At 61.9% G+C, this 26164-nt stretch carries 20 protein-coding genes; 12 read left to right on the forward strand and 8 right to left on the reverse strand.

Annotation, left to right across the window (positions count from 1 at the left end; all coding sequences use genetic code 11):
* Nucleotides 1–302 precede the first annotated feature (302 nt).
* Complete coding sequence (locus CWS72_RS04340) at nt 303–2039, forward strand: ABC transporter ATP-binding protein/permease (RefSeq protein WP_101249342.1); 1737 nt, start codon at nt 303–305, stop codon at nt 2037–2039.
* A 55-nt stretch (nt 2040–2094) separates the two neighbouring features.
* Here the strand turns inward: CWS72_RS04340 and CWS72_RS04345 are convergent, their stop codons facing one another.
* A complete protein-coding gene (locus CWS72_RS04345; RefSeq protein ID WP_158240506.1) occupies nt 2095–4020 on the reverse strand; it encodes an ATP-binding protein in 1926 nt (641 codons plus the stop codon).
* Between the two features lie 228 nt (nt 4021–4248).
* Between CWS72_RS04345 and CWS72_RS27665 the strand changes: the two genes are divergently transcribed.
* The 4 genes from CWS72_RS27665 to CWS72_RS04360 all read left to right on the forward strand — a co-directional run bounded on the left by CWS72_RS27665 (nt 4249) and on the right by CWS72_RS04360 (nt 12047).
* Entirely contained in the window at nt 4249–4686 is a 438-nt protein-coding gene (locus CWS72_RS27665; protein ID WP_158240507.1) for a hypothetical protein, read from the forward strand.
* 358 nt (nt 4687–5044) lie between these two features.
* Nucleotides 5045–9637, forward strand: coding sequence for a PAS domain S-box protein (locus CWS72_RS04350; protein WP_101249344.1), 4593 nt, complete (start codon nt 5045–5047; stop codon nt 9635–9637).
* Nucleotides 9634–10851: a response regulator gene (locus tag CWS72_RS04355; protein ID WP_101249345.1), complete on the forward strand. Its 1218-nt coding sequence runs from the start codon at nt 9634–9636 to the stop codon at nt 10849–10851. The genes CWS72_RS04350 and CWS72_RS04355 overlap by 4 nt, the downstream gene beginning before the upstream one ends.
* Nucleotides 10848–12047 (forward strand): HD domain-containing phosphohydrolase, encoded by a 1200-nt coding sequence (locus CWS72_RS04360; protein WP_241911572.1) that lies wholly within the window; start codon nt 10848–10850, stop codon nt 12045–12047. The genes CWS72_RS04355 and CWS72_RS04360 overlap by 4 nt, the downstream gene beginning before the upstream one ends.
* Nucleotides 12048–12126: 79 nt before the next feature.
* Here CWS72_RS04360 and CWS72_RS04365 read toward each other — a convergent pair whose 3' ends face one another.
* From CWS72_RS04365 to proS, 3 genes are read right to left on the reverse strand one after another with little or no spacing between them, the layout of a single operon-like run.
* The gene (locus tag CWS72_RS04365) at nt 12127–12807 is read right to left on the reverse strand and encodes an ABC transporter ATP-binding protein (RefSeq protein ID WP_101249346.1); all 681 of its coding nucleotides are present in this window, start codon (nt 12805–12807) and stop codon (nt 12127–12129) included.
* Entirely contained in the window at nt 12800–14050 is a 1251-nt protein-coding gene (locus tag CWS72_RS04370; protein ID WP_101249347.1) for a lipoprotein-releasing ABC transporter permease subunit, read from the reverse strand. Before CWS72_RS04370 ends, CWS72_RS04365 begins: the two co-directional genes overlap by 8 nt.
* Nucleotides 14051–14062: 12 nt before the next feature.
* On the reverse strand, nt 14063–15367 hold the full coding sequence (gene proS, locus CWS72_RS04375) for a proline--tRNA ligase (protein ID WP_101249348.1): 1305 nt from the start codon (nt 15365–15367) through the stop codon (nt 14063–14065).
* Between the two features lie 317 nt (nt 15368–15684).
* Between proS and purQ the strand changes: the two genes are divergently transcribed.
* The 6 genes from purQ (at nt 15685) to CWS72_RS04410 (ending at nt 21120) form a co-directional block, all read left to right on the forward strand.
* The gene (purQ, locus tag CWS72_RS04380; RefSeq protein ID WP_101249484.1) at nt 15685–16374 is read left to right on the forward strand and encodes a phosphoribosylformylglycinamidine synthase subunit PurQ; all 690 of its coding nucleotides are present in this window, start codon (nt 15685–15687) and stop codon (nt 16372–16374) included.
* A complete protein-coding gene (purL, locus tag CWS72_RS04385) occupies nt 16365–18596 on the forward strand; it encodes a phosphoribosylformylglycinamidine synthase subunit PurL (protein ID WP_101249349.1) in 2232 nt (743 codons plus the stop codon). The genes purQ and purL overlap by 10 nt, the downstream gene beginning before the upstream one ends.
* Nucleotides 18597–18624: 28 nt before the next feature.
* Nucleotides 18625–18873 (forward strand): BolA family protein, encoded by a 249-nt coding sequence (locus CWS72_RS04390; RefSeq protein WP_101249485.1) that lies wholly within the window; start codon nt 18625–18627, stop codon nt 18871–18873.
* Nucleotides 18874–18905: 32 nt separating this feature from the next.
* Nucleotides 18906–19751 carry an EamA family transporter RarD gene (gene rarD / locus CWS72_RS04395; protein WP_199175541.1) on the forward strand — a complete coding sequence of 282 codons (846 nt, stop codon included), beginning with the start codon at nt 18906–18908 and terminating at the stop codon, nt 19749–19751.
* Nucleotides 19752–19829: 78 nt separating this feature from the next.
* A complete protein-coding gene (grxD, locus tag CWS72_RS04400; RefSeq protein ID WP_101249351.1) occupies nt 19830–20159 on the forward strand; it encodes a Grx4 family monothiol glutaredoxin in 330 nt (109 codons plus the stop codon).
* A gap of 364 nt (nt 20160–20523) precedes the next feature.
* Complete coding sequence (locus tag CWS72_RS04410; RefSeq protein ID WP_146002617.1) at nt 20524–21120, forward strand: hypothetical protein; 597 nt, start codon at nt 20524–20526, stop codon at nt 21118–21120.
* 423 nt (nt 21121–21543) lie between these two features.
* Here CWS72_RS04410 and rpsD read toward each other — a convergent pair whose 3' ends face one another.
* Nucleotides 21544–22161: a 30S ribosomal protein S4 gene (rpsD, locus tag CWS72_RS04415; protein ID WP_101249354.1), complete on the reverse strand. Its 618-nt coding sequence runs from the start codon at nt 22159–22161 to the stop codon at nt 21544–21546.
* 309 nt (nt 22162–22470) lie between these two features.
* Here rpsD and CWS72_RS04420 point away from each other — a divergent pair, with 309 nt between their 5' ends.
* Nucleotides 22471–22716, forward strand: a complete 246-nt coding sequence (locus tag CWS72_RS04420; RefSeq protein WP_101249355.1) for a DUF8180 domain-containing protein — start codon at nt 22471–22473, stop codon at nt 22714–22716.
* 350 nt (nt 22717–23066) lie between these two features.
* Here the strand turns inward: CWS72_RS04420 and bluB are convergent, their stop codons facing one another.
* From bluB to cimA, 3 genes are read right to left on the reverse strand one after another with little or no spacing between them, the layout of a single operon-like run.
* The gene (bluB, locus tag CWS72_RS04425) at nt 23067–23720 is read right to left on the reverse strand and encodes a 5,6-dimethylbenzimidazole synthase (RefSeq protein WP_101249356.1); all 654 of its coding nucleotides are present in this window, start codon (nt 23718–23720) and stop codon (nt 23067–23069) included.
* Complete coding sequence (locus CWS72_RS04430) at nt 23717–24493, reverse strand: RNA methyltransferase (RefSeq protein ID WP_101249357.1); 777 nt, start codon at nt 24491–24493, stop codon at nt 23717–23719. Before CWS72_RS04430 ends, bluB begins: the two co-directional genes overlap by 4 nt.
* 4 nt (nt 24494–24497) lie before the next feature.
* The gene (gene cimA, locus CWS72_RS04435) at nt 24498–26093 is read right to left on the reverse strand and encodes a citramalate synthase (protein ID WP_101249486.1); all 1596 of its coding nucleotides are present in this window, start codon (nt 26091–26093) and stop codon (nt 24498–24500) included.
* Between the last annotated feature and the right edge of the window lie 71 nt (nt 26094–26164).

A 26164-nucleotide genomic window follows, 5' to 3' on the forward strand; every position in this document is an offset into this window, starting at 1 on the left:
CGATGAGGCTTATCCCCATCGCTCCCGTGAGATCAGGATTTCAGAAAACCGCCCGGACGCCAAGGCGCCATGAAATATTTCCGAATCCCGGCTTTTTTTAAGGCTCGACGTCAGCCATGGGATGCAGGGGCACCCCGCCCGGTGATTGAGATCCGTTCAGATCACCGGAAGCAGCTACAAATGCAAAAAACAACCGGTATTAACTTTCCTTAACTCGCGATACCGCGCAGGGCCTGCTATCAATCGGACTCGACAGTTTTGATGATCCCTCACCCCGCCGCCATTCCAACCCGGAGCCATCCATGACCGAAAAGAAGCGTTTCCCCTGGCGCGACTTCTGGGCGCTGACCCGCCCCTACTGGTCCTCGGAGGAACGATGGGCGGCGCGCGGCCTGCTGGCGGCGATCATCGCCCTCAACCTCGGCGCCGTTTATATCAATGTCGTCTTCAACGAATGGAACAACCTGTTCTACACGGCCTTACAGGACCTCAACGAGCAGGAGGCCCTCCACCAGCTTTTCCGCTTCAGTTGGCTGGCCGCCATCTTCATCGCCGTCGCCGTCTACCGGCTCTATCTCAACCAGATGCTCCAGATCCGCTGGAGAAGCTGGCTGACCGAGCGTTTCGTCACCCGCTGGCTGGACCATCACGCCTATTTCCGCCTGCAGTTGACCGGCAGCGCCACCGACAACCCCGATCAGCGCATCGCCCAGGATCTCGCGTTGTTCGTCCAACTGACCTTGAGCCTGGCCCTCGGACTGCTGAGCTCGGTGGTGACCCTGTTCTCCTTCCTCGCCATTCTGTGGCAACTGTCCGGCCCCTTGAGCTTCATGTTGTCCGGCCATCAGATCAATATCCCCGGCTACATGCTTTGGGCCGCCATCCTCTATGCCCTGGTCGGCACCTGGCTGATCAACCGCATCGGCCTGCCCCTGGTCGGGCTCAATTTCAGCCAGCAGCGTTTCGAAGCCGACTTCCGTTTCAGCCTGGTGCGCTTCCGTGAAAACGCCGAAGCCGTGGCGCTTTACGGCGGCGAGGCGAGAGAGCACGACAATTTCCACAAGACCTTCGTCCCGGTGATCAAGAATTGGTGGGCCTTGATGCGCCGCCAGAAGACCCTGACATGGTGGACGTCCGGTTATGCCCAGATCGCCATCATCTTCCCCTTCGTCGTGGCGGCGCCCCGCTATTTCAGCAAGGCCATCACCCTGGGCGGACTGATGCAGATCGCCTCGGCCTTCGGCCAGGTGCAGGACGCCCTTTCCTTCATCATCACCTCCTACTCCAACATTGCCGAATGGCGCGCCGTGGTCGATCGTCTGGTCACCTTCCATCACGCCATGCACACCGCCATCGCCGCCGAGGAATCGCCCACGATCACCCGGACGGAGGGACGGGTGGCGGCATTGGACGTCGACAAGCTGGGCCTCCAACTGCCGAACGGCAAACCATTGATCACCAGCGCCTCCCTGACGGTGAAGGCCGGCGAGGCGGTCCTGATCACCGGCCCGTCGGGCAGCGGCAAGTCCACGCTGTTCCGCGCCCTGGCCGGCTTATGGCCTTTCGGATCGGGGACGATCCATGTTCCGGCCGGTGCCAAACTGATGTTCCTGCCCCAAAAGCCCTATATGCCGCAGGGCACCTTCGCCGACGTCCTCAGCTATCCGGAACCGACCACGGACAGCAGCGACGAGAGCAAGCGACAGGCACTGATCGATTGCGGCCTGGAGCCGTTCACCGAACGGCTGGACGAGGACCAGAACTGGTCCCTCGTCCTGTCGCCGGGCGAACAGCAACGGGTCGCCTTCGCCCGTATCTTGCTGAAGCGCCCCGATTGGGTGTTCCTCGACGAGGCGACGGCCTCCCTCGACACGACGTTGGAACAGATGCTCTACACCCGGTTGCGCCAGAGGCTGCCCGACCTCACCATCGTCAGCATCGGCCACCGTCCGGGCATCGCCGAACATCATGACAGAAAGGTCGAGCTTCACCCTCAACCGGACGGAGCCCGTCTCGAAGCGCCGCCCCAGCCGCGTTGAAATTTCCGCAGATAAACCCCGGGAGGAGGCGCATGGGCCGCCCCTCCCGCAGCGATCAGGACAGGAACGTCCGCGCCGCGGCCAGGCTTTGCGCCGCCACCTCTTCCAGGGACCTGCGCGCCTCGGCGGCACCGGCACCGCCGTTCCGCAGAGTGGTTTCAAAGACCGACAACATCCCGGCGAGCCGGAGCAAGCCGAGATTGGCGGCGGCGCCCTTCAAATAATGCCCTCCCCTCGCCGCGCCGGACGCATCGCCGACGGCGAGTGCCGCATCGATCTCGGCAAACCGCCCCTTCATGTCCTTGCCGAAAAGATCGAGCATGGCCAGGAGCCCATCCCGCCCAAGGGCGTCGACCAGAACGGCACCGGCCTCCCGATCGATCAGAGCCACGTCCGCCATTCCACCACCGGCGTCATCTACCGGCGGCGGAGAGGCCCCCTCCCCCGCGAACCACGTCCTCTGCCCCCCGAGCCGCGAGATCCAGCCATCGAGCAGCGCCGCCAGACCGCCGTATTTCAAAGGTTTGGAAATGTAATCGTTCATGCCCCCCGCCAGACATTTGGCGCGATCGCCGACCATGGCGTCCGCCGTCATGGCGATGATGGGAACCTGACCGAACGGTGCGGGTAACCGCCTGATTTCCCGAGTGGCGGCCAAACCGTCCATCCCGGGCATCTGCAAGTCCATGAAGATCAGATCGTAATGCTGGTCCTTCAGCATCGAAATGCCGCGCGAACCATCGTCGGCGACATCGACCTCCTGCCCCAGCTTGGTCAGAAAGCCGACGGCGACCTGCTGATTGATCTTGTTATCCTCGATCAAAAGAATGCGCAGGCGACGTGATGGTTTATGTTCGGAGACGAGACCTTCCGCCGCCGGCGAAGCCTGCCGACCGAGCGCCGCCGCGACCTCCTCGGGACAGTAGGAAAGCGGCACCTCGAAGCGGAAACGGCTTCCCCGCCCCTCCACGCTATCGACCCCGATCCCGCCCCCCATCAATTCGACAATGTGCTGACTGATCGCCAGCCCCAGACCGCTACCGCCGTAGCGGCGAGCCGTCGACGAATCGGCCTGGGTGAACTTGTTGAACAACAGGGGGAGCACGGCTTCCGGAATTCCAATGCCGGAATCCTCCACGCAGGCCTCGAACCACACTTCTCCGTTCCGGGCCGTCACGTCGGCCGTCACCTCGACGGATCCCCGCTCGGTGAACTTCACCGCGTTACTGATCAGATTGAGCAACACCTGCCGCAAACGGTTCGGATCACCCATGAAAAAGCCGGATGCCCCCGGGCCGACCCGGTATCTGAGAACCACGTCCTTTTCCACCAGGCGAGGGCGAAAAATATCGATGACACCCGATATCATCGGCTCGATTTCGAATGGAAAGCGTTCAAGCTCCATCCGGCCGGCCTCCAGCCGGGAAAAGTCGAGAACATCGTTCAAAATGGTCAACAAGGCTTCGGACGATATCCTCACCGTCTCGGCGAGGTGACGCTGCTCGCCCGACAATTCCGTATCGAGCAGCAAACCGCTCATCCCCAGAATACCATTCATCGGGGTTCGGATTTCATGGCTCATCATGGCCAGGAATTCGGACTTCACCCGGTTGGCATGCTCAGCGGCATCACGGGCGAGCCGGAGTTCGGCCGCCACCACGTCGCGCCTGGCAACGAGCCAGGCGATCCACATCATCAAGCCAGCCGAGGCCGCGGACAGCAGAAGAGCGCCGACGGCCAAGGTCATCGCGCGGCTCTTCCAGGAGGCGAGAACCAGGTCGGAGGTGGCGCCCGTCACAATGGCCAACGGATAGCCCGGCACCGCGCTGGCGGCGACGATCCGCCAACGGCGGTCGGACTGGTCGACGGGACGCGGCTCGGAGGTGATTCGCGTCTGATAACCGCTTCGTAACGCGACCAACGCCGGATGGTTCGGAATGATGGTTCCCAACACGCCGTCAATCTCGGGAAAACGGGCCAACAGAGCACCATCCTGCCGGTAAAGAGCGGCCGCGCTGAAATCACTTATATTAATAGATTCGTAATAATTTCTAAAAAAATCACTCGAAAATCCAATAATTATTATCCCTATCATCCTTCCATTTTTGGAAGTTATTCTTTTTGTAAGATAAAAAGACCATTGGTTTGTTACTTTATTTTTAACTGCACTACTCAAATAAACTAGACGCTCCGGTTCGGAGGTCAGCACATGGAAGTAATCCCGGTCGGTGAAATTGACGGAGGGAGGCGGAAAGAAGCGTGTGAAATTGATCAGATCGCCATTGGCGGCGGCGATCGACAACACATCGATCTGCGGCACGCCGCTGATGCTGTCCCGCAGCATGTCGTAGCTGGAACGAGTGGCCAACACCTTGCGCAACCCGGCGTCGTCCTCGACACCAAGACCGGCCAGGCGATCGGACACAGACTTCAGCACCAGATCGGCCGCCCTGACAGTCTGTTCGGCGTGTTCCGCCATCAGATGCGACAGGTTCAGCATATTGACCCGCCATTCCTCAATGGCTTGCTGGCGCTGGATATAGATGATGGAACCGGCCACCCCAAGCAACAGGGCAATGAATACACAACCGATGATCAATACCCACCGGCTGGACGAGGGAACGCCACCCGAGCGGAATGGCCTTAAATCTTTGAGCGGCAGCCTCGCAGACAGACTCAAACGGCCCCCCTTCGCCCTCCGGTCAAGCCTGGGCCAAACCTGATAAAAGACTATTCGAAACGCCGGAAATCCCGCAGCAACTCACCGCTGCGGCCCGCGCGGCGCGAAAAGCGATACCCACAGGCACTCCCAACGATTCATCATACCCCAGAATGATCGACTTTTCCCTCACCCGAAAGGCACGAAGTCCCCAAATAGGGATACACGGTTTCTCCAATGGCTCTTATGGTATCTAAGGTTGAATAAAATATCGGCCTTCCCCATCCCAAAACCAAGGTGGAGGTCGCCGCCCACAGCATAGCGTTTCAACGGCTTGGACCTCGCCATGGCCGAAGTATGCACTTCAAAATCCGCTGTTTCCGTCGATAAGGCGCGAAGATCGGCATGGGACTCCTGGTTCGGCGACAGCCTGATGATCGCCGCTCTTTTCGTCGTCACGGGTTATCTCGGACACGCCTTGACCGCATTGCCGACGGATGCGCCCCTGATATGGCCGCCGTCGGGCATCGCCCTGGCCGGCGCCCTGCTCTTTGGCCGGAAAGCCTGGCCCGGTATCGCGCTGGGCTCCATCCTCCTCGATCTTTGCACCTCGCCGACCCTCGGGCCCGAAAGGTCCTCCATCGGTTTTCAGGGGACACTCCTGGCCGATGCGGGAGCGATATTGCTGCAAGGCTATCTGGGCGCATTTCTGGTAAGGCGGTTCGGCCATTTTCCCAATGCCCTCGACACCGAGAAAAACGTTCTCGCTTTTTTCGGACTGGGCGGCGCCGTCGCGGCATTGGCCGGCACGACGGTGGCCTGCCTACCGCTCATGATAGGCGATGCGGCGGTCAAGGAAGGGTTGGTTTTTCATGCCTTGAGCAGTTGGGCGGGCGGCACGCTGGGCGTCGTGCTGTTCACCCCTCTCATCCTCGCCTGGCGCAGCCCGGAGTGCACCCATTGGATGGGCAGGCGGAGGCCCATCAGCCTCAGTCTCGGGATAGCCTTCACGGCCACTCTCCTGTTGGTGGGATATGCCACCATTCGCGAACGGGAAAGCTATCGGCAGGACCTGGATGACCTGGCCAGGAATTTGACGGGAGGTTTGGAAAAAAGCGTCTCCCTTTATGCCGATGCGGTGGCGTCGGCCCAGGGATTGGCCGCCGTCAATCCCCAACTCGACCGAAGCGCATTTACCGACTTCACCCTGCTGATCCGCCAGCGCGTGCCCGGTATTCAGGCGCTGAATTGGGCACCACGGATCGCCGAAGACGAACGCGAACGATACGAAACGGGCGCCAACGGCCGCGCCGATACCGTCGCCATCAAACAAATGGCCGATGGCAAGTGGATCCCGGCGCCCCGGCGGACCGAATATTTTCCCGTCACCTTCACCGTCCCCGAGGCTCAGAACAAAGCGGCGATAGGATTTGATCTCGTCTCCAATCCCAGTCGGCGCGCCGCGCTGGAAAAGGCCAGGGATACCGGAAACCTGGTTTTCACCGAACGAATTGCCCTGGTCACCGGAAGCGATGGAATTCTGGCTTTCCTGCCAGTCTATCGCAACGGCTCTCCCACTGAAACGGTGGAGGAACGACGCGAAGCCCTCCGGGGAGTTGCGTTCGGCGTCTTCCGGGCCTCGGATCTGATCGCCAACGCCTTCGGCAATATCGAAACGTCGCGCGTGAATTATTGGCTCCTCGACGACGAGGCCGGACCGGACAGCCCAAGTATCCTCGGGACCAATAGCGAAAGCCAGCCGGCCCCTTATCGGCTTCCCTCCTTCGGCCTCCTCCATAACACCGTCGCTCTCGTCGCGCAGAAGCCGCTCCACGTCGGAGAACGCCACTGGCTATTGCAGATAGCGCCCACCGAGGCCTTTTTCGTGCAATATCGGGAAAACATGGCCTGGTACGTGCTCTTGGCCGGCATTCTCTTCACGAGTCTGATCAGTGCCTCCGTTCTGATCGGTACCGGCAGGGAGCGGGCTCTGTTACGAACGGCGGAAGAGCGCGCCGCGGCGTTGAAGGAAATCGGAAACCTGAACGAACGGATCCGCCAGGAAGCCGAATCCCGGTTCAATGTCATCGTCGGCACCGTCGGCGAAGCCATCATCATCGTCGACGAGCGGGGACGCGTCGAAACCTTCAACAAGGCGGCGGAACAGACATTCGGTTATGCCGCCGAAGAGGTTCTGGGCCGGGAGATCAGCCTCCTGATGACGGATGAGGATGCTCCGCGCATGGCTCTCCACCTGGAGCATCTTCTGCCTAAAACCGCCCAGAAACTGGCTGAACGCCCTCGGGAAATAACCGCGAAACGCAAGAATGGAGAAGTTTTCTCGGCGGAATTGACCGTCGGAGAAGCGTCCGAGGACGAACGGATCCGTTATGTCGCCTTTCTGCGCGATATCACCGATCGCAAGAAAATAGAACGGGATCTCCGGGACAGCGAGCGGCGGTTCCGCGATCTCGCCGGCTCGGCCTCGGACTGGTTCTGGGAAACCGACGCCGACTACCAACTCACTTTCGTCTCGGAACGCATCGGCGTCATCCTGGGCGTCAAGGCCGCCGAAGTCGTCGGTCTCAGTTATTTCGACCTGGGCCTCGACGATCACGAGGAAATCGCCAAGGCGCACCGGCGCGATGTGGCGGAACGCAAACCTTTCCGCGACCTGATCTTTCATGTCGGCCCGGAAGGCGAAGCCAGGGATTCGAAATTTATCCGCCTGAGCGGCATCCCCATCTTCGGAGACGAAGGCCTGTTCCTGGGATATCGCGGAATCGGCGCCGACATCACGCGGGAAATGCTGGCCGAACGCCGGGCCAATCTCGCCTATCAGCAGATGGCCGATGCCATTGAGAGCGTCGTCGACGCCATCGCCGTTTTCGACGCGGAGGATCAACTGGTCATCTGCAACAAGGAATATAAGCGGGTCTTCGGCAAGCCGAACATGCCCCCCGTTCCAGGCATGACCTATGAAAGGCTTCTCGACGCCGGCGGCCAATCTCAGATTTTCGATACCGACGGCCTTTCCTTCACCGAATGGAAAAAGGACCGTCTCAAGCAGCATCGCGAAGCGTCGGGCACGCCCGCCGTCGTTCATATGAGCAATGGCCGATGGATTCAAAATCGGGAATACCGGACCAGCGACGGCGGCACCATCGGCGTGCGCACGGACATTACCGATCTCAAACGCCGGGAGGAGGAACTGGAGGATCTGAGGCGGCGCTATGAACTGATCCTCGATTCGGCCGGCGAAGGCATCGTCGGCCTCGACCGTCTGGGCAGCGTAACCTTCGCCAATCGAACGGCGGGAACGATTCTCGGCATAGATCCCGACGCCATGAACGGCCGCCCGTTCGATACCCTGGTCCTGCCCCCGGAAAACGGCTCCCTCCTCTGCCAGATCGAAAACACGCCGATCATCACCGCCTGCCGCGAGGGGACTTCGCGGCAAGTCGGAGCCGACACCTTCTTCCGCCCCGATGGCAGCTCCCTGCCCGTCGATTATCTCGTGGCTCCGATCATGGAAGGCAGTTCGCATGTCGGTGCGGTCATGTTGTTCCGCGACGCGACATTGCGCATCCAATATGAACGCAGCCTGGCGGAGCAGCAGCACGAACTGGAACGCCAGGTGGCCGAGCGGACAGCCGAACTGACACAGGAAATGGAGGTCCGCCGCCGATTTGAGGAAGCCTTGCGGGCATCGCGCGAACGGCACAAACGGATCACCGACAGTCTCTTCGAAGGCGTGATCGGCGTCGACCGCAACGGCCATGTCATTTTCGCCAATCCCTCGGCTTTGCGCCTCCTGCAGTGGGAAACGGCGGAGGGTGACATCGAGGGCTACCCCCTGGACGAAATCTTCCACCTGCGCGAACGGAGCCGGGACATTGCCTTCGAAGGCTCACCCTGGCAGAAGGTGATCTCCGAAAACATCATGCTCCGTGACGACGACGCCCAGTTCGTCACCAGTTCCGGACACGGTCTCTCGGTCGCTTATGCCTGTTCACTTCTGCCTTACGCCGAAGGAAAGCATGCCGCCATCATATCCTTCCGGGACATCGAAGCCCTGAAGCAGGCGCAACGCGAAGCCATCCAATCCTCCCGCATGGCCAGCGTCGGCCAACTGGCCGCCGGAATCGCCCACGAGATCAATACTCCGGTTCAATATGTCGGCGACAATCTGCGCTATGTGGGAAAATCCTTTGCCAAATTCGCCGACCTTGCCGAAACGGGCAGGGAACTCGCCGAACAAGTCCGCAACAATAACGACGCCGCGGACGCCGCATCACGTTTCGACAAGACCTTCTCTTCCGCGAAGATCCCTTCCCTGACGGCCGAGACTCAGGACGCCATCCGGGAATCCCTGGAAGGCGTGGCCCAGATCGCCCGCATCGTGTTGTCGATGAAGGAATTTTCCCACCCCGGAACCAGCACGAAGACGACGACGGACATCAACAAGGCTCTGGAGAGCACCATGATCGTCTCGCGTAACGAATGGAAACATGCGGCCGAGATCGAACGAAATCTCGATTCGTCACTGCCCATGGTGGTTTGCCATGCCGGTGAGATGAATCAGGTCTTTCTCAATCTCATCGTCAACGCGGCCCATGCCATCGAGGCTTCGGGCAAACCGCTGCCCGGCCGCATCACCATCAGCACCAGCCATACCGAAGACCACATCGAAATTCGCGTGGCGGACAACGGCACGGGCATCCCGGAGAACATCCGCGACAAGATTTTCGATCCCTTCTTCACCACCAAGGAGGTGGGAAAGGGCACCGGCCAGGGACTGGCCATCTGCCGCGATGTGGTGGTCGCCAAACATGGCGGCACCATCAGCGTCGTCAACAGGGCCGAAGGCGGCGCCGAATTCGTCGTTTCCCTGCCGATCGGCGGGGAGGATCCGCAGCCGGAGGACGAGACGGAATGAGCGAAACGATCCGGATCATTTTCGTCGATGACGAACCACACGTCCTCAACGGCTTGCGACGGGCCATGAGCGGCGCCCCCCACGATTGGGAGATGACCTTCTGCGCCAGCGGAGAAGAGGCCGTCGCCCTGATGACGGAACATCCCGCCGATGTCATCGTCTCCGACATGCGCATGCCGGAAATGGACGGCGCCCAGCTTCTGGAAATCGTCCGCCAACGGCATCCGGAGACGGTCCGCATCATCCTCTCAGGTTATGCCGACGCGAGTTCGGTCCTGCGCACCGTGGGACCGGCCCACGCCTATCTCGCCAAGCCCTGCGATTCCCAGACTCTGGCCGCGGCCATCGCCCGCCCCTTGACTTTGCGCCGGATCATGACGTCCGAGGGATTGCACAAGGCGCTGGGCGGCATCACCAATCTGCCCAGCTTGCCGGAACCCTATGTAAAGATCGCCGAGGAACTGCGTTCGCCCAATTCCTCGATCCGCGCGGTGGCCGATATCGTCGCCCAGGATATCGCCATGACCGCCGAACTTCTGAAATTGACGAACTCCGCCTTTTTTTCCGTCGGCGCCAGGATCACCACGCCCTTGCAGGCGGTCCGTACCCTTGGCCTGGAAACGGTGCAGGCCCTTGTCCTGCGCATCGGCATCTTCCGGCAGTTCGGCGCCGCCGATCCGCGCACGAACTCCATGATGGCGAGCCTGAACAGTCACAGTCTCAGGTTGGCCCGGCTATGCGAGGCGATCGCCGAAACGGAGGGAGCCGATCCGCCGACGGCCAAAATGGCCTATTGCGCGGGCATGCTGAGCTGTCTCGGCATGCTGATACTGCTCGACGCCCACACCGAACCCTACCGCGCCCTGATGGCGAAAACCGGTCCGGAGACGCCCCTTGAGGATCTCGAACAAGAGGCCTTCGGGGCAAGCCATACACTGATGGGGGCCTATCTGCTAGGGCTCTGGGGATTTTCCGAAACGGTCGTCGAGGCCATCGCCCTGTCGGGACGCCCGAAAACCAGCGGAGACCGGGAAAACCCGCTGCTGACCGCCTTGCACGCGGCGCGCGCGCTCGGCCCCCCCCTGCCCTGGCTGGCACCGGGAGTGCGCGACGTCGCAAAACCTGATGCCGATTACCTGCAATCCTGCCGGAAACTCGATCGTATCGCCATCTGGCAGGAACTTTCGACCCGCACCAATGGAGAGGCGAAATGATGAACGAACCCATCCTCGTGGTTGATGACGATCATCACCTGCTCTCGGCGTTTCGCCGCCAATTGGGTGACCGTTTCGACATTACGACGGCGCAGAACGGCAAGGACGCCATCGCCGCGGTGCAGGATTCTCTCGACCAGCACACACCTTTCGCGGTGGTCATCTGCGACATGCGCATGCCGGGAATCGACGGTATCGAGACGTTGGAGCGTATCCGCGAGCTTTCTCCCGATACGGTCCGCCTGATGCTGACCGGCAATGCCGACCAGCAAACCGCCATCGATTCGATCAATCGCGGACAGATTTTCCGCTTCTACACCAAACCCTATCCACTCGACCAACTGGGCGACGGGCTCGAAGCGGCCAGAGACCAATACCGCCTGGTCATCGCCGAACGGGAACTGCTGGAAAAGACGGTCACGGGAAGCATCAAGATGCTGACCGACCTGATGTCCCTCAATGATCCGATCGCCTATGGACTGGCCACTCGGCTGCGGGAGTGGATTCGCACGCTGCAAAAGAACTTCAACATGCCACAGCGCTGGCAGTTGGAGGTGGCCGCCTCCCTGGTGGCCATCGGCCATGTCGCGCTGCCCCCCGACCTGGTCACCAAGAAGCGCCAGCGGGGTGTCTTGAGCGAAGTGGAGGAATCGATCATCGAGAGGGCCCCGGAAATCGCCCGCGATCTCCTGAGAAACATTCCCCGCTTGTCGAAAGTGGCTGAAATCGTCCTCTTGCAGGACCGCGGCTATGACGGCAGCGGCTTTCCGTCGGACGGCCCGAAGGGCGACGCCATTCCCCTCGACGCGCGCATTCTGAAAATTCTCAAGGATCTGGCCGTCGCCGCCGATGGAGGCCCGCTGACCGCGGAAGTCCTCGCCAGTCTCGACAAACGCAAAGCCCAATATGATCCGGCGCTGCTCATCAGGGTAAGAAGCTGTCTGAAAGCCCTGGCCTCGGGACAGGCCCCGGCGCTCGTGGAGCTTCCCTTGGCCTCGCTACGCGCAGGCCATCTGATCCTTTCCGATATCCGCCTCGCCAACGGCCATGTGATTTTCCCGGCCCATACGGAATTATCCCGCGGACAAATCATTCGGCTGCAAAACCTGCGGAAGATCTTTTCCTTCGCCGAGCCGGTGAAAGTGGCGGAAGCGTCCCTGCGAAATGCCGAAGCGGAGGTAATTCCGGATTTTTAGAGCAGAAAACGTTAAATCAGCATCATCGTCATTCCCGCGAAAGCGGGAAGATGACGATGATGCTGATTAAAGCCACCCCTCAGGCGGTTTCGATGCGGCCGGCGCGCAGGGTCACCATGCGATCCATCCGCCGCGCCAGTTCCGGATTGTGCGTGGCGATAAGGGCGCCGAGACCGGCGCCGCGGACCAGACGCAGCAGCTCGTCGAAAACGATCTCGGCGGTATTCGGGTCGAGATTGCCGGTGGGTTCGTCGGCCAGCAGCAGACTGGGCGCGTTGGCCAGGGCGCGGGCGATGGCGACACGCTGCTGCTCGCCCCCCGACAATTGACCGGGGCGATGGTCGGCACGGGGCAGAAGCCCCATGCGGTCGAGCAGTTCCCGCCCGCGTACGGCCGCCTTGGCGCGCGGCGTTCCGGCGATCATCTGCGGCAGCACGATGTTCTCCAGGGCCGAGAACTCCGGCAACAGATGGTGGTATTGATAAACGAAGCCCACCTTCCGCCGGCGGATGGCCGTACGCCGGTCGTCAGACAACTTGCCGCAATCCTCGCCGTCGATGCGAACCTCGCCGGCATCCGGATATTCCAGCAGGCCGGCGATCTGCAACAGGGTCGATTTTCCGGCGCCCGACGGCCCGACCAGGGCGATGATTTCGCCGGCCCCCAAAACCAGGCCGGCATCGTCGAGGACCTTCAACGCGTCACGCCCCTGGCGGAAACTGCGGGTCAGCCCCTGGAGAGCGAGGACGGGCTCACTCATAACGCAACGCCTCCACCGGATCGAGCCGGGCCGCCCGCCAGGAGGGATAGATGGTGGCGGCAAAAGATAGAAGGAGCGCCATCCCCACCACGGTCAGGACTTCGGCGAAATCAACCTTGGCCGGCAGTTGGCTCAAAAAATAGATTTCCGCCGAAAACAGCTCGCGGCCGGTCAAGGTTTGCAGAAATTGCCGGATTTTCTCGATATTGAGGGCGAAAGCCAACCCCAGGGCGACGCCGCCCAAGGTCCCGATGACGCCGACGCTGGCGCCGGAAATGAAAAAGATGCGCATGATCATTCCGCGCGTCGCCCCCATGGTTCGCAGGATGGCGATGTCACGGCCCTTGTCCTTGACCAGCATGATCAGGCTGGAAATGATGTTGAAGGCGGCCACCAGAATGATCAGCGTCAGGATCAGGAACATCACGTTCCGTTCGACCTGGATGGCGTTGAAAAATCCGGCGTTGGCCTGCTGCCAGTCATAGACGCGCAGGCGCCCGCCGGTAACGTTGCCGATGACGTCGACCACATCGCGCACCTGATCGGGGTTGTTGAGCATCACCTGCAGGTCGCTGACCCGATCGGGCTGCATGAAATAGATCTGGGCCGCCTCCAGGGGCATGAAGACGAAACTCGAATCATATTCGTACATGCCGACGTTAAAGGTGGCGACGATCTTGTAGGCCCTGAGGCGGGGCACGGTTCCAAAGGCCGTCACATTGCCTTTCGGCGAGATCACGGTAATGGCGTCACCGACATTAAGGCCCAGTTTTTCCGCCAGCCGGGTGCCGATGATCACCGCATTGTCGCCCCCGAAAGCCTTCGGATCGCCCGATCGGATACCGTTGATGACGGCGCCCTTCGCCAGAAGATCGGCGGGGCGCACGCCCCGAACCAGGGCGCCGGCGGCGCCTCCGGCCGGCGAGGTGACCATCACCTGTCCCTCGATCATCGGCGTGACGGCGGTAACCCCGGGAATTTCACGAATCTTCGCGGCCAGATCGTCGAAGCCGGTCATCCCGCCGACCGGCGCGTAAACCCCGACATGCCCGTTGAGACCGAGGATCCGCCCCATCAATTCGGCACGGAAACCGTTCATCACCGACATCACGATGATCAGCGTGGCGACGCCCAGCGCGATGCCCAACAGGGAAAACCAGGCGATGATCGAGATGAAACCCTCGCGGCGACGGGCGCGCAGATAACGCGCCGCCACCATCCGTTCGAATGCGCCGAAAATCATGACGAATGGCCCTTACGCACGGAAACGCTCGATCACCGCCTCCAGGGGAAGTTCCTGCCGCTCGCCGGTCTTGCGGCTCTTCAGCTCGACGATGCCCCGGGCGATGCCCTTGGGACCGACGATGATCTGCCAGGGCAGACCGATCAGATCCATGTCGGCGAACTTCACGCCGGCCCGCTCGTCACGATCATCGTAGAGCACCTCGCCGCCCAGGGCCCTGTAGAGGGTTTCGCAGGCCGCGTCACAGTGCGGCTCGTTCTTCTTGAGATTGATCAGCCCCACCTTGAACGGCGCCACCGCCTCCGGCCAGATGATGCCGGCGTCGTCGTGGAAGGCCTCGATCAGCGCACCGACCAGACGCGAGACGCCGACACCGTAGGACCCCATTTCGACGGTAACCGGCTCGCCGCCGGGACCGACCACCACGGCGTTCATCGCCTTGGAATATTTGGTGCCGAAATTGAAGATATGGCCGACCTCGATGCCGCGCGCGCTGACCAGGGCATCGCCCAGGGCCGCGGCGGCGGCCGGATCGTGCTTCTCCTCGGTCACCGCGTATTTTCCGGTCAGTTCGTCGACCAGCGGCTGGAGGTCGCCATCGTAATCGACGTCGCGGTTCTGCCAGTCGCTTTCGATGAAGTCCCGGTGAACGAACACCGCGCTCTCGCCGGTCTCGGCCAGGATATGGAATTCGTGGGAGAGATCGCCGCCGATCGGGCCGGTATCGGCTCGCATCGGAATCGCCTTCAGGCCCATGCGGGCGAAGGTCTTCATATAGGCGATGAACATCCGATTATAGGAACGGCGCGCCGCGGCCGGATCGAGATCGAAGGAATAAGCATCCTTCATCAGGAATTCGCGGCCGCGCATGACGCCGAAACGCGGACGCACCTCGTCGCGGAACTTCCATTGAATATGGTAAAGGATCTTCGGCAGCTCGCGATAGCTCTTCACATTGTCGCGGAAGATGGCGGTGATCATTTCTTCGTTGGTCGGACCGAAAAGCATCTCGCGATCATGGCGGTCGGTGATGCGCAGCATCTCCTTGCCGTAGTCGTCGTAACGCCCCGATTCCTTCCACAGCTCGGCGGCCTGGATGGTCGGCATCAGCAATTCCTGCGCGCCGGCGCGATCCTGTTCCTCGCGGACGATCTGCTCGACCTTCTGCAACACGCGCCAGCCCAGCGGCAGCCATGTGTAGATGCCGGCCGCCGTCTGGCGAATCATGCCCGCGCGCAGCATCAGCCGATGCGACACGATCTGGGCTTCGGTGGGGTTCTCTTTAAGGGTCGGCAGGAAATAGGCGGACAGACGCATTACGTCCTCAGGCTGATTTAAATGATGGCTGGTGACTTTAGGGAAGGAAGCGCGCCTCCGCAATCGCCTTCGGTACAAATGTGATGATTGCCGGGCCGGCGCATTGCGCGGGCCCCGTCCGCAGCAGGGCAATCGGGTGAACCCGCTTGCCCTGGTTTAAATTCTTGCCCCTCAGACGCCGGGCGGCGGACATCCGTCCGCCGCTTGCGGGATTGAAGAGAAGATTCGACACTTCCACAACACTCAATCCCCCTGGCAAGATTCGAGCTATCGTATTAAACAATGCCCCTCACCTCCTCATCGGAAGGATGAAGTCCTTGAAAGCCGCCGTCATCGTCTTCCCCGGCTCCAACTGCGACCGCGATGTCGCGGTGGCCCTTGAAGCCGCAATGAATCATCCCCCCATCATGGTCTGGCACCGCGACACCGAACTGCCCCCGGTCGATCTGGTGGTGGTGCCGGGCGGGTTCTCCTACGGAGACTATCTGCGCTGCGGGGCCATGGCGGCGCATTCGCCGATCATGCGGGAGGTCAAAGCCAAGGCGGAGAGCGGCACACCGGTGCTGGGCATCTGCAACGGCTTTCAGATCCTGACCGAAACCGGCTTGCTCCCGGGGGCGCTGATCCGCAACGCCGGACTGAAATTCATCTGCAAGGACGTTTTTCTGCGCGTCGAAACGTCGGACAGCCCCTTCACCCGGAAATATGAAACCGGCTCCGTCGTGCGGCTCCCCATCGCCCATGCCGAGGGAAACTATTTCGCCGACACCGCCACCCTCGATCGCCTGGAGGGCGAGGGACGCGTCGCCTTCCGCTATGTGACGCAGGGCGGCGGAGCGAGCCTGGACGCCAACCCCAACGGCGCGGCCCGCAACATCGCCGGCATCTTCAACGAGAACCGGCGGGTGCTGGGCCTGATGCCGCACCCCGAACGCCTGGCCGAAGACCTGTTGGGCGGTACCGACGGAAAACCGATGTTCGAAGGCCTGGTGGAGGCATTGTCGTGAGCAGCAGCACCCTATCGCCCATCACACCGGATGTGATCAAAGCCCACGGCCTGACCGACGATGAATATCGGCAGGTGCAAGATATCATGGGACGCGACCCCAACATCACCGAACTCGGCATTTTCTCGGTGATGTGGTCCGAGCACTGTTCCTATAAAAGCTCGAAGAAGTGGCTGAAGACGCTGCCGACCACGGCCCCCTGGGTGATCTGCGGTCCCGGCGAGAACGCCGGCGTCATCGACATCGGCGACGGACAGGCCGCCATCTTCAAGATGGAAAGCCACAATCATCCGAGCTTCATCGAGCCCTATCAGGGCGCGGCTACCGGCGTCGGCGGAATTCTGCGCGACGTCTTCACCATGGGTGCCCGGCCCATCGCCAATCTGAACGCGCTCCGCTTCGGCGATCCCAGCCATCCGAAGACCCGGCATCTGGTGTCGGGCGTGGTTGCCGGCGTCGGCGGCTACGGCAATTGCGTGGGCGTCCCGACGGTGGGCGGAGAGACCAATTTCCACGCCTCCTACAACGGCAATATCCTGGTCAATGCGATGACCGTGGGCCTGGCCCAGACCGACCGCATTTTCTATTCCGCGGCTGCCGGCATCGGCAATCCGGTGGTCTATGTCGGATCGAAGACCGGGCGCGACGGCATCCATGGGGCCACCATGGCCTCGGCCGAATTCTCCGAGGATTCGGAAGAAAAGCGTCCCACCGTCCAGGTCGGCGACCCCTTCACCGAAAAACTGCTGATCGAAGCCTGCCTGGAACTGATGGCCACCGATTCGATCGTCGCCATCCAGGACATGGGCGCCGCCGGCCTTACCTCCTCTTCCTTCGAGATGGCATCGAAGGGTGGGCTCGGCATCGAGATGGATCTCGACGCCGTGCCGATCCGCGAAGTCGGGATGACGCCCTACGAGATCATGCTCTCCGAAAGCCAGGAGCGCATGCTGATGGTCCTCAAACCCGGACTTGAGGGCAAGGCGCGGGCCATCTTCGAGAAATGGGAGCTGGATTTCGCCGTCATCGGCCATTTGACCGACAACGGGCGCATGGTGCTGAAACATCATGGCGAGGTGGTCGCGGACCTGCCGATCGACCCGCTGGCCAAGGCCAGCCCCGAATATGACCGGCCCTGGGTGCCGGGGACCAAACGCCCGGTTCTCGATCCGGCGAGCGTCCCGGCCCATCCGCCGATCGACGCCCTCAAGGTTCTGCTTTCAAGCCCCGATCTGGCTTCCAAGCGCTGGATCTACGAGCAATACGACCACATGGTGATGAACGACACCGTGCAGCGGCCGGGCGGCGACGCCGGAGTGGTGCGCGTGCATGGCACGAAAAAGGCACTGGCGCTGGTCACCGACTGCACGCCGCGCTACTGCCTGGCCGACCCGCGCGAGGGGGGACGCCAAGCGGTGGCCGAAGCCTATCGCAATCTGTCGGCGGTCGGCGCCCGGCCGCTCGCCGTCACCGACAATCTGAATTTCGGCAACCCCGAAAAACCGGAGATCATGGGCCAGATCGTCGAAGCCATCCAAGGCATGGGCGAGGCCTGCCGTTCCCTGGATTTCCCGGTCGTTTCGGGCAATGTCTCGCTCTACAACGAGACCAATGGCGTGGCCATTCTGCCGACCCCCGCCATCGGCGCCGTCGGCCTGATCGAGGATGTGGCGAAGATCGCCTCGCTACCCTTCAAGGAAGCCGGTGAGAGCATTTTCGTCCTCGGCGAGACCAAGGGATGGCTGGGCTCCTCGCTCTATCTGCGCGAACTGTGCGGCCGCGAGGATGGCGCTCCGCCGCCGGTGGCCCTGCACCGTGAAAAGCGGGAAGGCGAATTCGTCCGCCGGCTGATCGGCGAAGGCGAGGTTACCGCCGTTCATGATGTGTCGGATGGCGGGCTTCTGGTGGCCGTCGCCGAGATGGCCATGGCCTCCGGGATCGGCGCCACCGTCACCGCGCCGCAAGGCGTGCCGCTGCACGCCTGGTGCTTTGGCGAAGACCAGGGCCGCTACGTGTTGACGGCCCCCTCCTCCCTGGTGGCCGCCATTCTGGAGGCCGCCCAGCGCGCCGAGATTTCCGCCCGCGTCATCGGAACGACCGGTGGCGGAGACTTGACTCTGAACGGCTCGGGCGCCATCTCCGTTGCAGAGCTGAAACGGCTGAACGAGGCCTGGCTGCCGGACTTCATGGCGGCGACGGCGGAGAGCGGCGGGGAAGCGTAACGCGACATTTGCGAAGGGGATGACCACCATGGCCATGGACGCCGCTGAAATCACCGCTCTGATCAAGGACGGCCTGCCCGACGCGGAGGTCACCATCGAGGATCTGCGCGGTGATGGCGACCATTACGCCGCGCTGGTGGTCTCCCCCGCATTCCGTGGCAAAAGCCGCGTCCAGCAGCATCAGATGGTCTATGCGGCCCTGCGCGGCAAGATGGGCGGAGATCTGCACGCCCTCGCCCTGCAGACGGCGGCCCCGGAGGATGCGCCGACATTCTAGCCCATCCCTGGACCGAAAGCCGGAAAGGCGGCTTGGCGGCCGCCATCGCCTATACGGCCTGGGGCCTCTTTCCGCTCTATTTCAAGATTCTTTCAGCCGTCCCCCCCCTTGAGGTCCTCGCCCATCGGATCAGTTGGAGCGCGTTGCTGACCCTCGCCCTGGTGTTTTCCAGCGGCAAGGGCAAGGAACTCGCACAGGTTTTCCTCGATCCCAGGCGCTTGGGAGGGCTCGCCGCATCCGCCTTGTGCATTTCCTTCAATTGGGCCTGTTTCATCTGGGCGGTGAGCAACGGCCATACGTTGGACAGCAGCCTCGGCAATTTCCTCTATCCCCTGTGTGCGGTCTTCCTCGGCGCGGTCGTCTTGAAGGAACGCTTGAACCGCCGGCAAGGCATGGCCATCGCCTTAGTCTGCGCCGGCGTCGCCGTCCTCGCCTCCGGCATCGGCAAGATCCCCTGGCTGGTCATCGCCTTTCCCCTGTCGTTCGTCGGCTACGCCCTGCTGCGCAAGGTCGTCGCGGTCGACGCCCTCGTGGGCCTTGCCGTCGAAACGCTGCTCCTGACCCCCTTCTGCCTGGCCTATCTGGCGCTGCGCCCCGACGGCGGCGCCTTCTTCTCCGGCCCCGCCCCGATTACCCTGCTTCTCGCCTTCGCCGGACCGCTCACCGCCGTCCCCCTGGTGCTCTTCGCCTACGGAGCCCGTCGTTTGAAGTTTTCGACGCTCGGGGTGCTGCAATATCTCAATCCGACCATTCAGATGGCCGTCGCCGTCCTCGCGTTCGGAGAAACCTTCACCCGCATTCACGCCGTGACCTTCGCCTTCATCTGGGCCGGTCTGGCGCTCTACACCCTTCCCATTGGAGGCGCCGCCAACCGTTGACAAGCGGCGGAAGCGGCGCCATATGGCCAAGGCAGATGCATTCGTTTCTAAATACCCATCCCAAGGAATTGACCTGACATGAGCGGAAATCCAGTCTTCGATCGTATCCAGCAGGACCTCGATGAAAATCCCGTCGTGCTCTATATGAAGGGAACCCCGATGTTCCCCCAATGCGGTTTTTCCGCCGCCGTCGTGCAGATCCTGAGCGACATCGGCGTGAAGTTCAAAGGCATCGACATCCTCGTCGATCCCAGCCTCCGCGAAGGCGTCAAACAGTTCACCAATTGGCCAACCATTCCGCAGCTCTACGTCAAGGGCGAATTCGTCGGCGGCTGTGACATCGTCCGTGAAATGGCGGCCTCGGGCGAATTGTCCACCCTGCTCAAGGACAAAGGCCTTCTGTCCTAAACAACCGGTCTGCCGGCGATCGCCTCGCCGGAACGGCACCATCCCTCGCCCCGGGCCAAAGATATTGTGCCCGGGGCGATTCGTTTGGAGCTTACAAAGCCGCACGCCCTCCGCAGGCCAGTCCCCACCGAATCAAAACATACCATATTATGTGTCAAGCCGAAGAGAACCAGTCGAAAGACATCTATATATAGTATAAAATTGACTGTTTATGCATAAATATGAAAATAAACCCAAGAGCACCTAGAAAAATTACTTTTTAAAACAACTCCAAGCACCATATCGACAAGTTGATTTGATCGATGCTAGGCTCTCCTTCTTGTATCCATCGATCTTGCTGGGGGGAGATGACGATATGACGTCAATGCGCGTAGCAACTCACATAGCGGCGGAAACATCCGCCCGGACGTCAGCCCAAATCGTCACCAAAGCCGCCACTGAAATCACCGCGAAGGTCTCGGCGAAAGCCACCCGGCGAACCGCCGCCGGGGCCAAGCTGGCGACCGAGGCCGGAATGCGAAAAGCCGTCCGAATGGCGACGGAAATCGCAGCAAGGGCAGCCGTCGAAATGATCATCGAAAAAATGACGACGGTGGTGGCCAGATCGGCGGCGGAAGCCGTCGCGCAAATGGATTTATCCGCGATGATCGACGGCGTCGCCGAACGATTGACCGAACGGGCGGTAACCGCCGTCACCCAGACCATTCGCGACCAGGGACGTAAAATTTCGTTGGCGGCCGTCCAGGAGGTCGAGGAGTCGGTCCGTTATGTGGGCGACGAGATGATCCCGTCGGCGGTCGAAATCGCCGTCCGGGCCGCCCATCGCAGCATCTCGGCCACTCAATTCGCCTCGCAGGAGGCCTATGCGTCTGCCGACGTCGCTGCCTCCAGGCTGATCGGGCGGAGAAAGGCCCGCGATCTCGACGACGACCTGCTCGCCATCGAATCGATGATTTACTAGGGCTCCAACCCATTGAATTGTGGTCATGCCCCTTGATGGGGGGCGCCTTGAGGCTACTCTCGTTGCCTCTGGTTCCCCAATGGCATGAAAGGAACCCCCTGATATTTTGAAGAACCACCAAGGCACCAAGACACCAAGGTGGCGGAGTGTGCCACTGGCATTTTCCCGTCCCGTCATCGGCTGTCGGGCGAATGCCTGCGGCGCGGATTGGCCGCCGTCGGTGGATCCGAAAGACGCCTTGGTGACTTGGTGTCTTGGTGGTTCATCAAAAGCCGGAGCGTACCGGAACGATCAAGAGGACGAACGACATCCGGCCAATCGCCAATTGTCCACAGATCCCGGGGTCTGTCGCCTTAAACCAGCAAAAAGCCCGGCGGGAGACCCGCCGGGCTTTTCGTTTGGTCCTGACCTCCGGGAAGAGGATCAGCGGGAGTAGAACTCGATCACCAGATTGGGTTCCATCTGCACCGGATAAGGCACATCGGCCAGCTTGGGGGCGCGGACGAAAGTCCCCTTCATCTCTTTGTGGTCGACGTTCAGATATTCGGGAATATCGCGCTCGCCGGACTGGGCGGCCTCAAGGATCAAAGCCATGTCCCGGGACTTTTCACGCACCGAGACGATGTCGTTGTCCTTGATCTGGTAGGAGGCGATGTTGACCTTCTTGCCATTGACCCGCACATGCCCGTGATTGACGATCTGCCGGGCGGCGAAGGGGGTGGGCGCGAATTTCATGCGATAGACGACGGCGTCCAGGCGACGCTCCAGCAGTTCGATCAGGTTCTCCGAGGTGTCGCCACGGCGGCGCACGGCCTCGTCATAGAGCTTGCGGAACTGCTTCTCGCCGATGTTGCCGTAATAGCCCTTCAGCTTCTGCTTGGCCATCAGCTGGGTGCCGAAGTCGGACGGCTTCTTGCGGCGCTGGCCATGCTGGCCGGGAGGGTTCTCGTGACCCTTGTTGAGCGGGCTCTTGGAACGGCCCCACAGATTGACGCCGAGACGGCGGTTGATCTTGAATTTGGCTTCGATACGCTTGCTCATGGTTCGATCATGTCCATCATTGTTGTCCCGATAGTCCCCGAAGATCGCCGCAAGGCATCGGGGCGGGGAACGGATTGGCTACCGGCCCGCATTCTCGGAAGAAGGGGCGGATTATGCAAACTGCGGGCGAGGAGTCAAAGAAAAACGAACAAAGCCCGCCTGAATAACGCACCCCGAACGGACGAGAGTGCTACTCTGGGTTAAACCGTGGGTTGGAATCCCCCCGCTGGCCGTCGCCGACGGCCGCCGGGAAACCGCTTGGCCGCCGCCCCGGCGTGGAAAAAAACAAAAAAGGACGAGAGGTGCGCGATGAACGAACCCGGCGTCGCAGACAAATTGAAGGTTCTTCTTCCCCACTGGATCGAACACAACGACCGGCATGTCGCGGAACTCCGCCGGTGGCGCCGGGCGCTTCACGATCAGGCCCCCCTGGCGGCATCGATGATGGACATGGCCATCACCCAGATGGAGGATGCCGGCCGGGCCCTGGCGGCCACCGCCCGGGAATTGGCGGCCAAGGAAACCTGCCGGGGCGTTCACCCCCGGGCGGTTTAACCAAGGACCAAGCAATCCTTCGGTGGCACCGGCCTCCGTGCCGGTGTTCCGGCGGGAGCCGGAAAGGGTCCGCCTTTCGCCGGAACACCGGCACGGAGGCCCATAAGCGCTCGGATTAAGAAAAATATCCCCTCGCCCGCTTTGCGGGAGAGGGGACGAGCGAAGCGAGCTGGGTGAGGGGACTTACGCGCGGGAGCGCGGAAAAAGCGTGCGGAAACAAACAGGTCTTTATGTCGCGCAGACGCTAAGCCCCCCTCACCCGGCCGCTAGAGCGGCCACCCTCTCCCGCAAAGCGGGCGAGGGTTAAGCTAGCGCTTATGGGCACGGAGGCCGGTGCCACTATTTTACCCCTAGCGCCTGAACATCACCTTCTCGAAGGCTTCGCGCTCCTGCCAACCGAGACGCACCAATTCCGGCTCGTCGCTTTCCTCGACCGGCTTGCCGATGCACAGATAGGCGACCAGCGACCACTCGGCGGGAACGTCGAGAATGGCCCTGATCCGCTCGGGATCCAGAATGGAGACCCAGCCGACGCCGAGCCCGTGGATCCGCGCGGCCAGCCACAGCGTATAGACGGCGGCCACCACCGAGAAATTCTTGGTTTCCGGCATGGTCCGGCTGCCCAGCCCGTGTCCGGTCTCCGCCCCGTGATCGCAAAACACCGCCAGATGCTCCGGGGCATCGTCCAGACCGGCCAGTTTGAGGCTGGCGTAAAGTTTCGCCCGTTCGCCATGGTAATTGTAAAGCGCTTCGGAATTGCAGGCGGCGAAGTCGGCGCGCACCGCCACCCGCCGCTCCGCCTCGGTCACCCGGACGAAACGCCAGGGCTGACTGTTGCCGACCGACGGCGCCAGACAGGCCATGGCGATCAGACGCTCGATCAGCGCCCCGTCCACGGGATCGCGCCGGAAATGCCGGACATCGCGGCGCCAGACCAGCAATTGTTCGAAACATTGCTGGAAATAAGCGTCGAACTTGGGTGGCTGGATCGGCGGCACGCTCATGATGACTGTTCCTCGCCCTTTTTTCCGCGCCACGTCACCAGTTCGTGGATGATGCCGTGCAGCGTTCGCACTTCCTGCTGGGTCAGGTCGGCGCGACCCAGCATATTGCGGATATTGCGCACCATCACCGGCCGTTTTTCGGCGACGCGGAAGAAACCGCAATCGTCGAGCTCGCGTTCCAGATGCTCGAAGACGCCGACCAGATCCTCCTTCAACGCCACCGGCGTCGCCCCCTTGGTCATGCCCTTCGGCTCGGCCGGAGAGCCGGCCTGGAACCATTCATAGGCGATCACCAGCACCGATTGGGCGAGGTTGAGGGAGCAATAATCCGGATTGAGCGGCACGGTGATCACCGTGTCGGCCAGCGCGACATCGTCGTTTTCCAGTCCGGTGCGTTCCGGACCGAACAGCACGCCGCACCGCAAGCCCTCCGCGATATGCCCGCGCAGTTCCTGCGCGGCCTGGCGCGGCGTGACCACCGGCTTGACCATGAACCGGTTGCGCCCCGTCGTGGCATAGACGCGGTGCAGATCGGCGATCGCCTCGGCGGTAGTGTCGAACCGCCGTGCCGCGCGCAAAAGGGCATCGGCGCCCGAGGACGCGGCGATGGCCCGTTCGTCCAACCAATTTTCCCTGGGCGCCACCAGGCGCAACTCGGTCAGGCCGCAATTCAACATGGCCCGGGTGGTGGTGCCGACATTCTCGGCCAGTTGCGGGCGTACCAGAATGACCGCCGGCTTCTCGGCCGTCGGCTGAACCTCTGTCAATTTCATCTTTTCATCCCTGCCGGGCGCCGTCGCGCAGCAGTTTATAAGTGATGCTGTCATGCAAGGCGTTGAAGGAGGCGTCGATGACGTTGGCGGAAACGCCGACCGTCGCCCAACGCTCGCCATGGCCGTCGGCGCTTTCGATCATCACCCGGGTCACCGCGGCGGTGGCCGCCTTGGGATCCAGGATGCGCACCTTGTAGTCGACCAGCCGCAGATCGGCCAGTTGCGGAAAAACCGGGATCAGAACCTTGCGCAGCGCCGCATCCAGGGCGCTGACCGGGCCATTCCCCTCGGCCACCGTCATCAGGCTTTCACCGTCCACCTCGACCTTGATGGTCGCCTCGGACAAGGTGATCAGTTCGTTCCGGCTGTTCCAGCGGCGCTCGTCGATGACGCGGAAACTGTGCACGCGGAAGCGTTCGGGCAACCCCTCCAGCACCCGGCGGGCCAGCAGCTCGAAGCTGGCCTCGGCCCCGTCATAGGCATAGCCGTTGTACTCGCGCCGCTTCACCTCCTCGATCAGGCCGCCGATCTTGGCGTCGTCGGGGTCGATGTCGAAACCGATCTCGCGGAAACGGGCCAGGATGTTGGAGCGGCCGGCCTGATCGGAAACCACGATATGGCGGCGGTTGCCGACCAGTTCGGGAGCGATGTGCTCGTAGCAGCGGGGATCCTTCTCCACCGCCGAGACATGCAGGCCGCCCTTGTGGGCGAAAGCAGATTCTCCGACGTAAGGGGCATGACGGTCGGGTGCCCGGTTCAGACGCTCGTCGAGCGCGCGGGAGACATGGGTCAGCGTGGTGAGATCGCTGGCCGAGACACCGGTCTCGAATCCCATCTTGAGAATCAGATTGGGAATGATGGAAACCAGATTGGCGTTGCCGCAACGTTCGCCGAGACCGTTCAGGGTTCCCTGCACCTGCCGGACCCCGGCCCGCACGGCGGCCAGGGAATTGGCCACGGCATTGTCGGAATCGTTGTGGCAATGAATACCGAGATGGCTGCCCGGCACGACCAGGGTAACGGCCTCGACGATCGCCTCGACCTCGTGGGGCAGAATGCCGCCGTTGGTGTCGCACAACACCACCCAGCGGACGCCGGCCTCATAGGCCGTCCGGACGCAGGACAGCGCGTAATCCGGATTGGCCTTGTAGCCATCGAAGAAATGTTCGGCGTCGAAGATCACCTCGTCCACGCGGGGGCGGATATGCGCCACCGAATCGGCGATCATTTTCAAATTTTCCGGCAAGGTGATGCCGAGCGCCACGGATACCTGGAAATCCCAGGTCTTGCCGACCATGGTGACGACCCTGGCCGAAGGCACCAGCAGGGCCTGCAATCCCGGATCGTTCGCCGCCGAGCGGCCGGCGCGGCGCGTCATGCCGAAGGCGGTCAGCCTGGCCCGGGTCAGGACCGGCGCCTCGGCGAAAAAGGCGTCGTCGGTGGGATTGGCCCCCGGCCAGCCGCCTTCGATATAATCGATGCCCAGGCGGTCCAGTTCATGGGCGATGGCGGTCTTGTCGGCAGTGCTGAAATCCACGCCCTGAGTCTGCGCCCCGTCGCGCAAGGTGCTGTCGTAGAGATATACTCTTTTGCCGCTCATGACCGCCCATTCGATGAAAGGCCGGAGCATGCCTCATCGCGGCGGCGGGATCAATGCCGGCCATCAAATCG

Source organism: Telmatospirillum siberiense (assembly GCF_002845745.1).
Taxonomy (GTDB): Bacteria; Pseudomonadota; Alphaproteobacteria; order Rhodospirillales; family Magnetospirillaceae; genus Telmatospirillum; species Telmatospirillum siberiense.

What these genes read in the sequence shown, in the direction of transcription:
- CWS72_RS04340 (WP_101249342.1), top strand. Translation starts at nt 303, where the DNA reads ATGACCGAAAAGAAGCGTTTCCCCTGGCGCGACTTCTGGGCGCTGACC.
- CWS72_RS27665 (WP_158240507.1), top strand. Translation starts at nt 4,249, where the DNA reads ATGGAAGTAATCCCGGTCGGTGAAATTGACGGAGGGAGGCGGAAAGAA.
- CWS72_RS04350 (WP_101249344.1), top strand. Translation starts at nt 5,045, where the DNA reads ATGGCCGAAGTATGCACTTCAAAATCCGCTGTTTCCGTCGATAAGGCG.
- CWS72_RS04355 (WP_101249345.1), top strand. Translation starts at nt 9,634, where the DNA reads ATGAGCGAAACGATCCGGATCATTTTCGTCGATGACGAACCACACGTC.
- CWS72_RS04360 (WP_241911572.1), top strand. Translation starts at nt 10,848, where the DNA reads ATGATGAACGAACCCATCCTCGTGGTTGATGACGATCATCACCTGCTC.
- CWS72_RS04365 (WP_101249346.1), bottom strand. Translation starts at nt 12,807, where the DNA reads ATGAGTGAGCCCGTCCTCGCTCTCCAGGGGCTGACCCGCAGTTTCCGC.
- CWS72_RS04370 (WP_101249347.1), bottom strand. Translation starts at nt 14,050, where the DNA reads ATGATTTTCGGCGCATTCGAACGGATGGTGGCGGCGCGTTATCTGCGC.
- proS (WP_101249348.1), bottom strand. Translation starts at nt 15,367, where the DNA reads ATGCGTCTGTCCGCCTATTTCCTGCCGACCCTTAAAGAGAACCCCACC.
- CWS72_RS04390 (WP_101249485.1), top strand. Translation starts at nt 18,625, where the DNA reads ATGGCCATGGACGCCGCTGAAATCACCGCTCTGATCAAGGACGGCCTG.
- grxD (WP_101249351.1), top strand. Translation starts at nt 19,830, where the DNA reads ATGAGCGGAAATCCAGTCTTCGATCGTATCCAGCAGGACCTCGATGAA.
- CWS72_RS04410 (WP_146002617.1), top strand. Translation starts at nt 20,524, where the DNA reads ATGCGCGTAGCAACTCACATAGCGGCGGAAACATCCGCCCGGACGTCA.
- rpsD (WP_101249354.1), bottom strand. Translation starts at nt 22,161, where the DNA reads ATGAGCAAGCGTATCGAAGCCAAATTCAAGATCAACCGCCGTCTCGGC.
- CWS72_RS04420 (WP_101249355.1), top strand. Translation starts at nt 22,471, where the DNA reads ATGAACGAACCCGGCGTCGCAGACAAATTGAAGGTTCTTCTTCCCCAC.
- bluB (WP_101249356.1), bottom strand. Translation starts at nt 23,720, where the DNA reads ATGAGCGTGCCGCCGATCCAGCCACCCAAGTTCGACGCTTATTTCCAG.
- CWS72_RS04430 (WP_101249357.1), bottom strand. Translation starts at nt 24,493, where the DNA reads ATGAAATTGACAGAGGTTCAGCCGACGGCCGAGAAGCCGGCGGTCATT.
- cimA (WP_101249486.1), bottom strand. Translation starts at nt 26,093, where the DNA reads ATGAGCGGCAAAAGAGTATATCTCTACGACAGCACCTTGCGCGACGGG.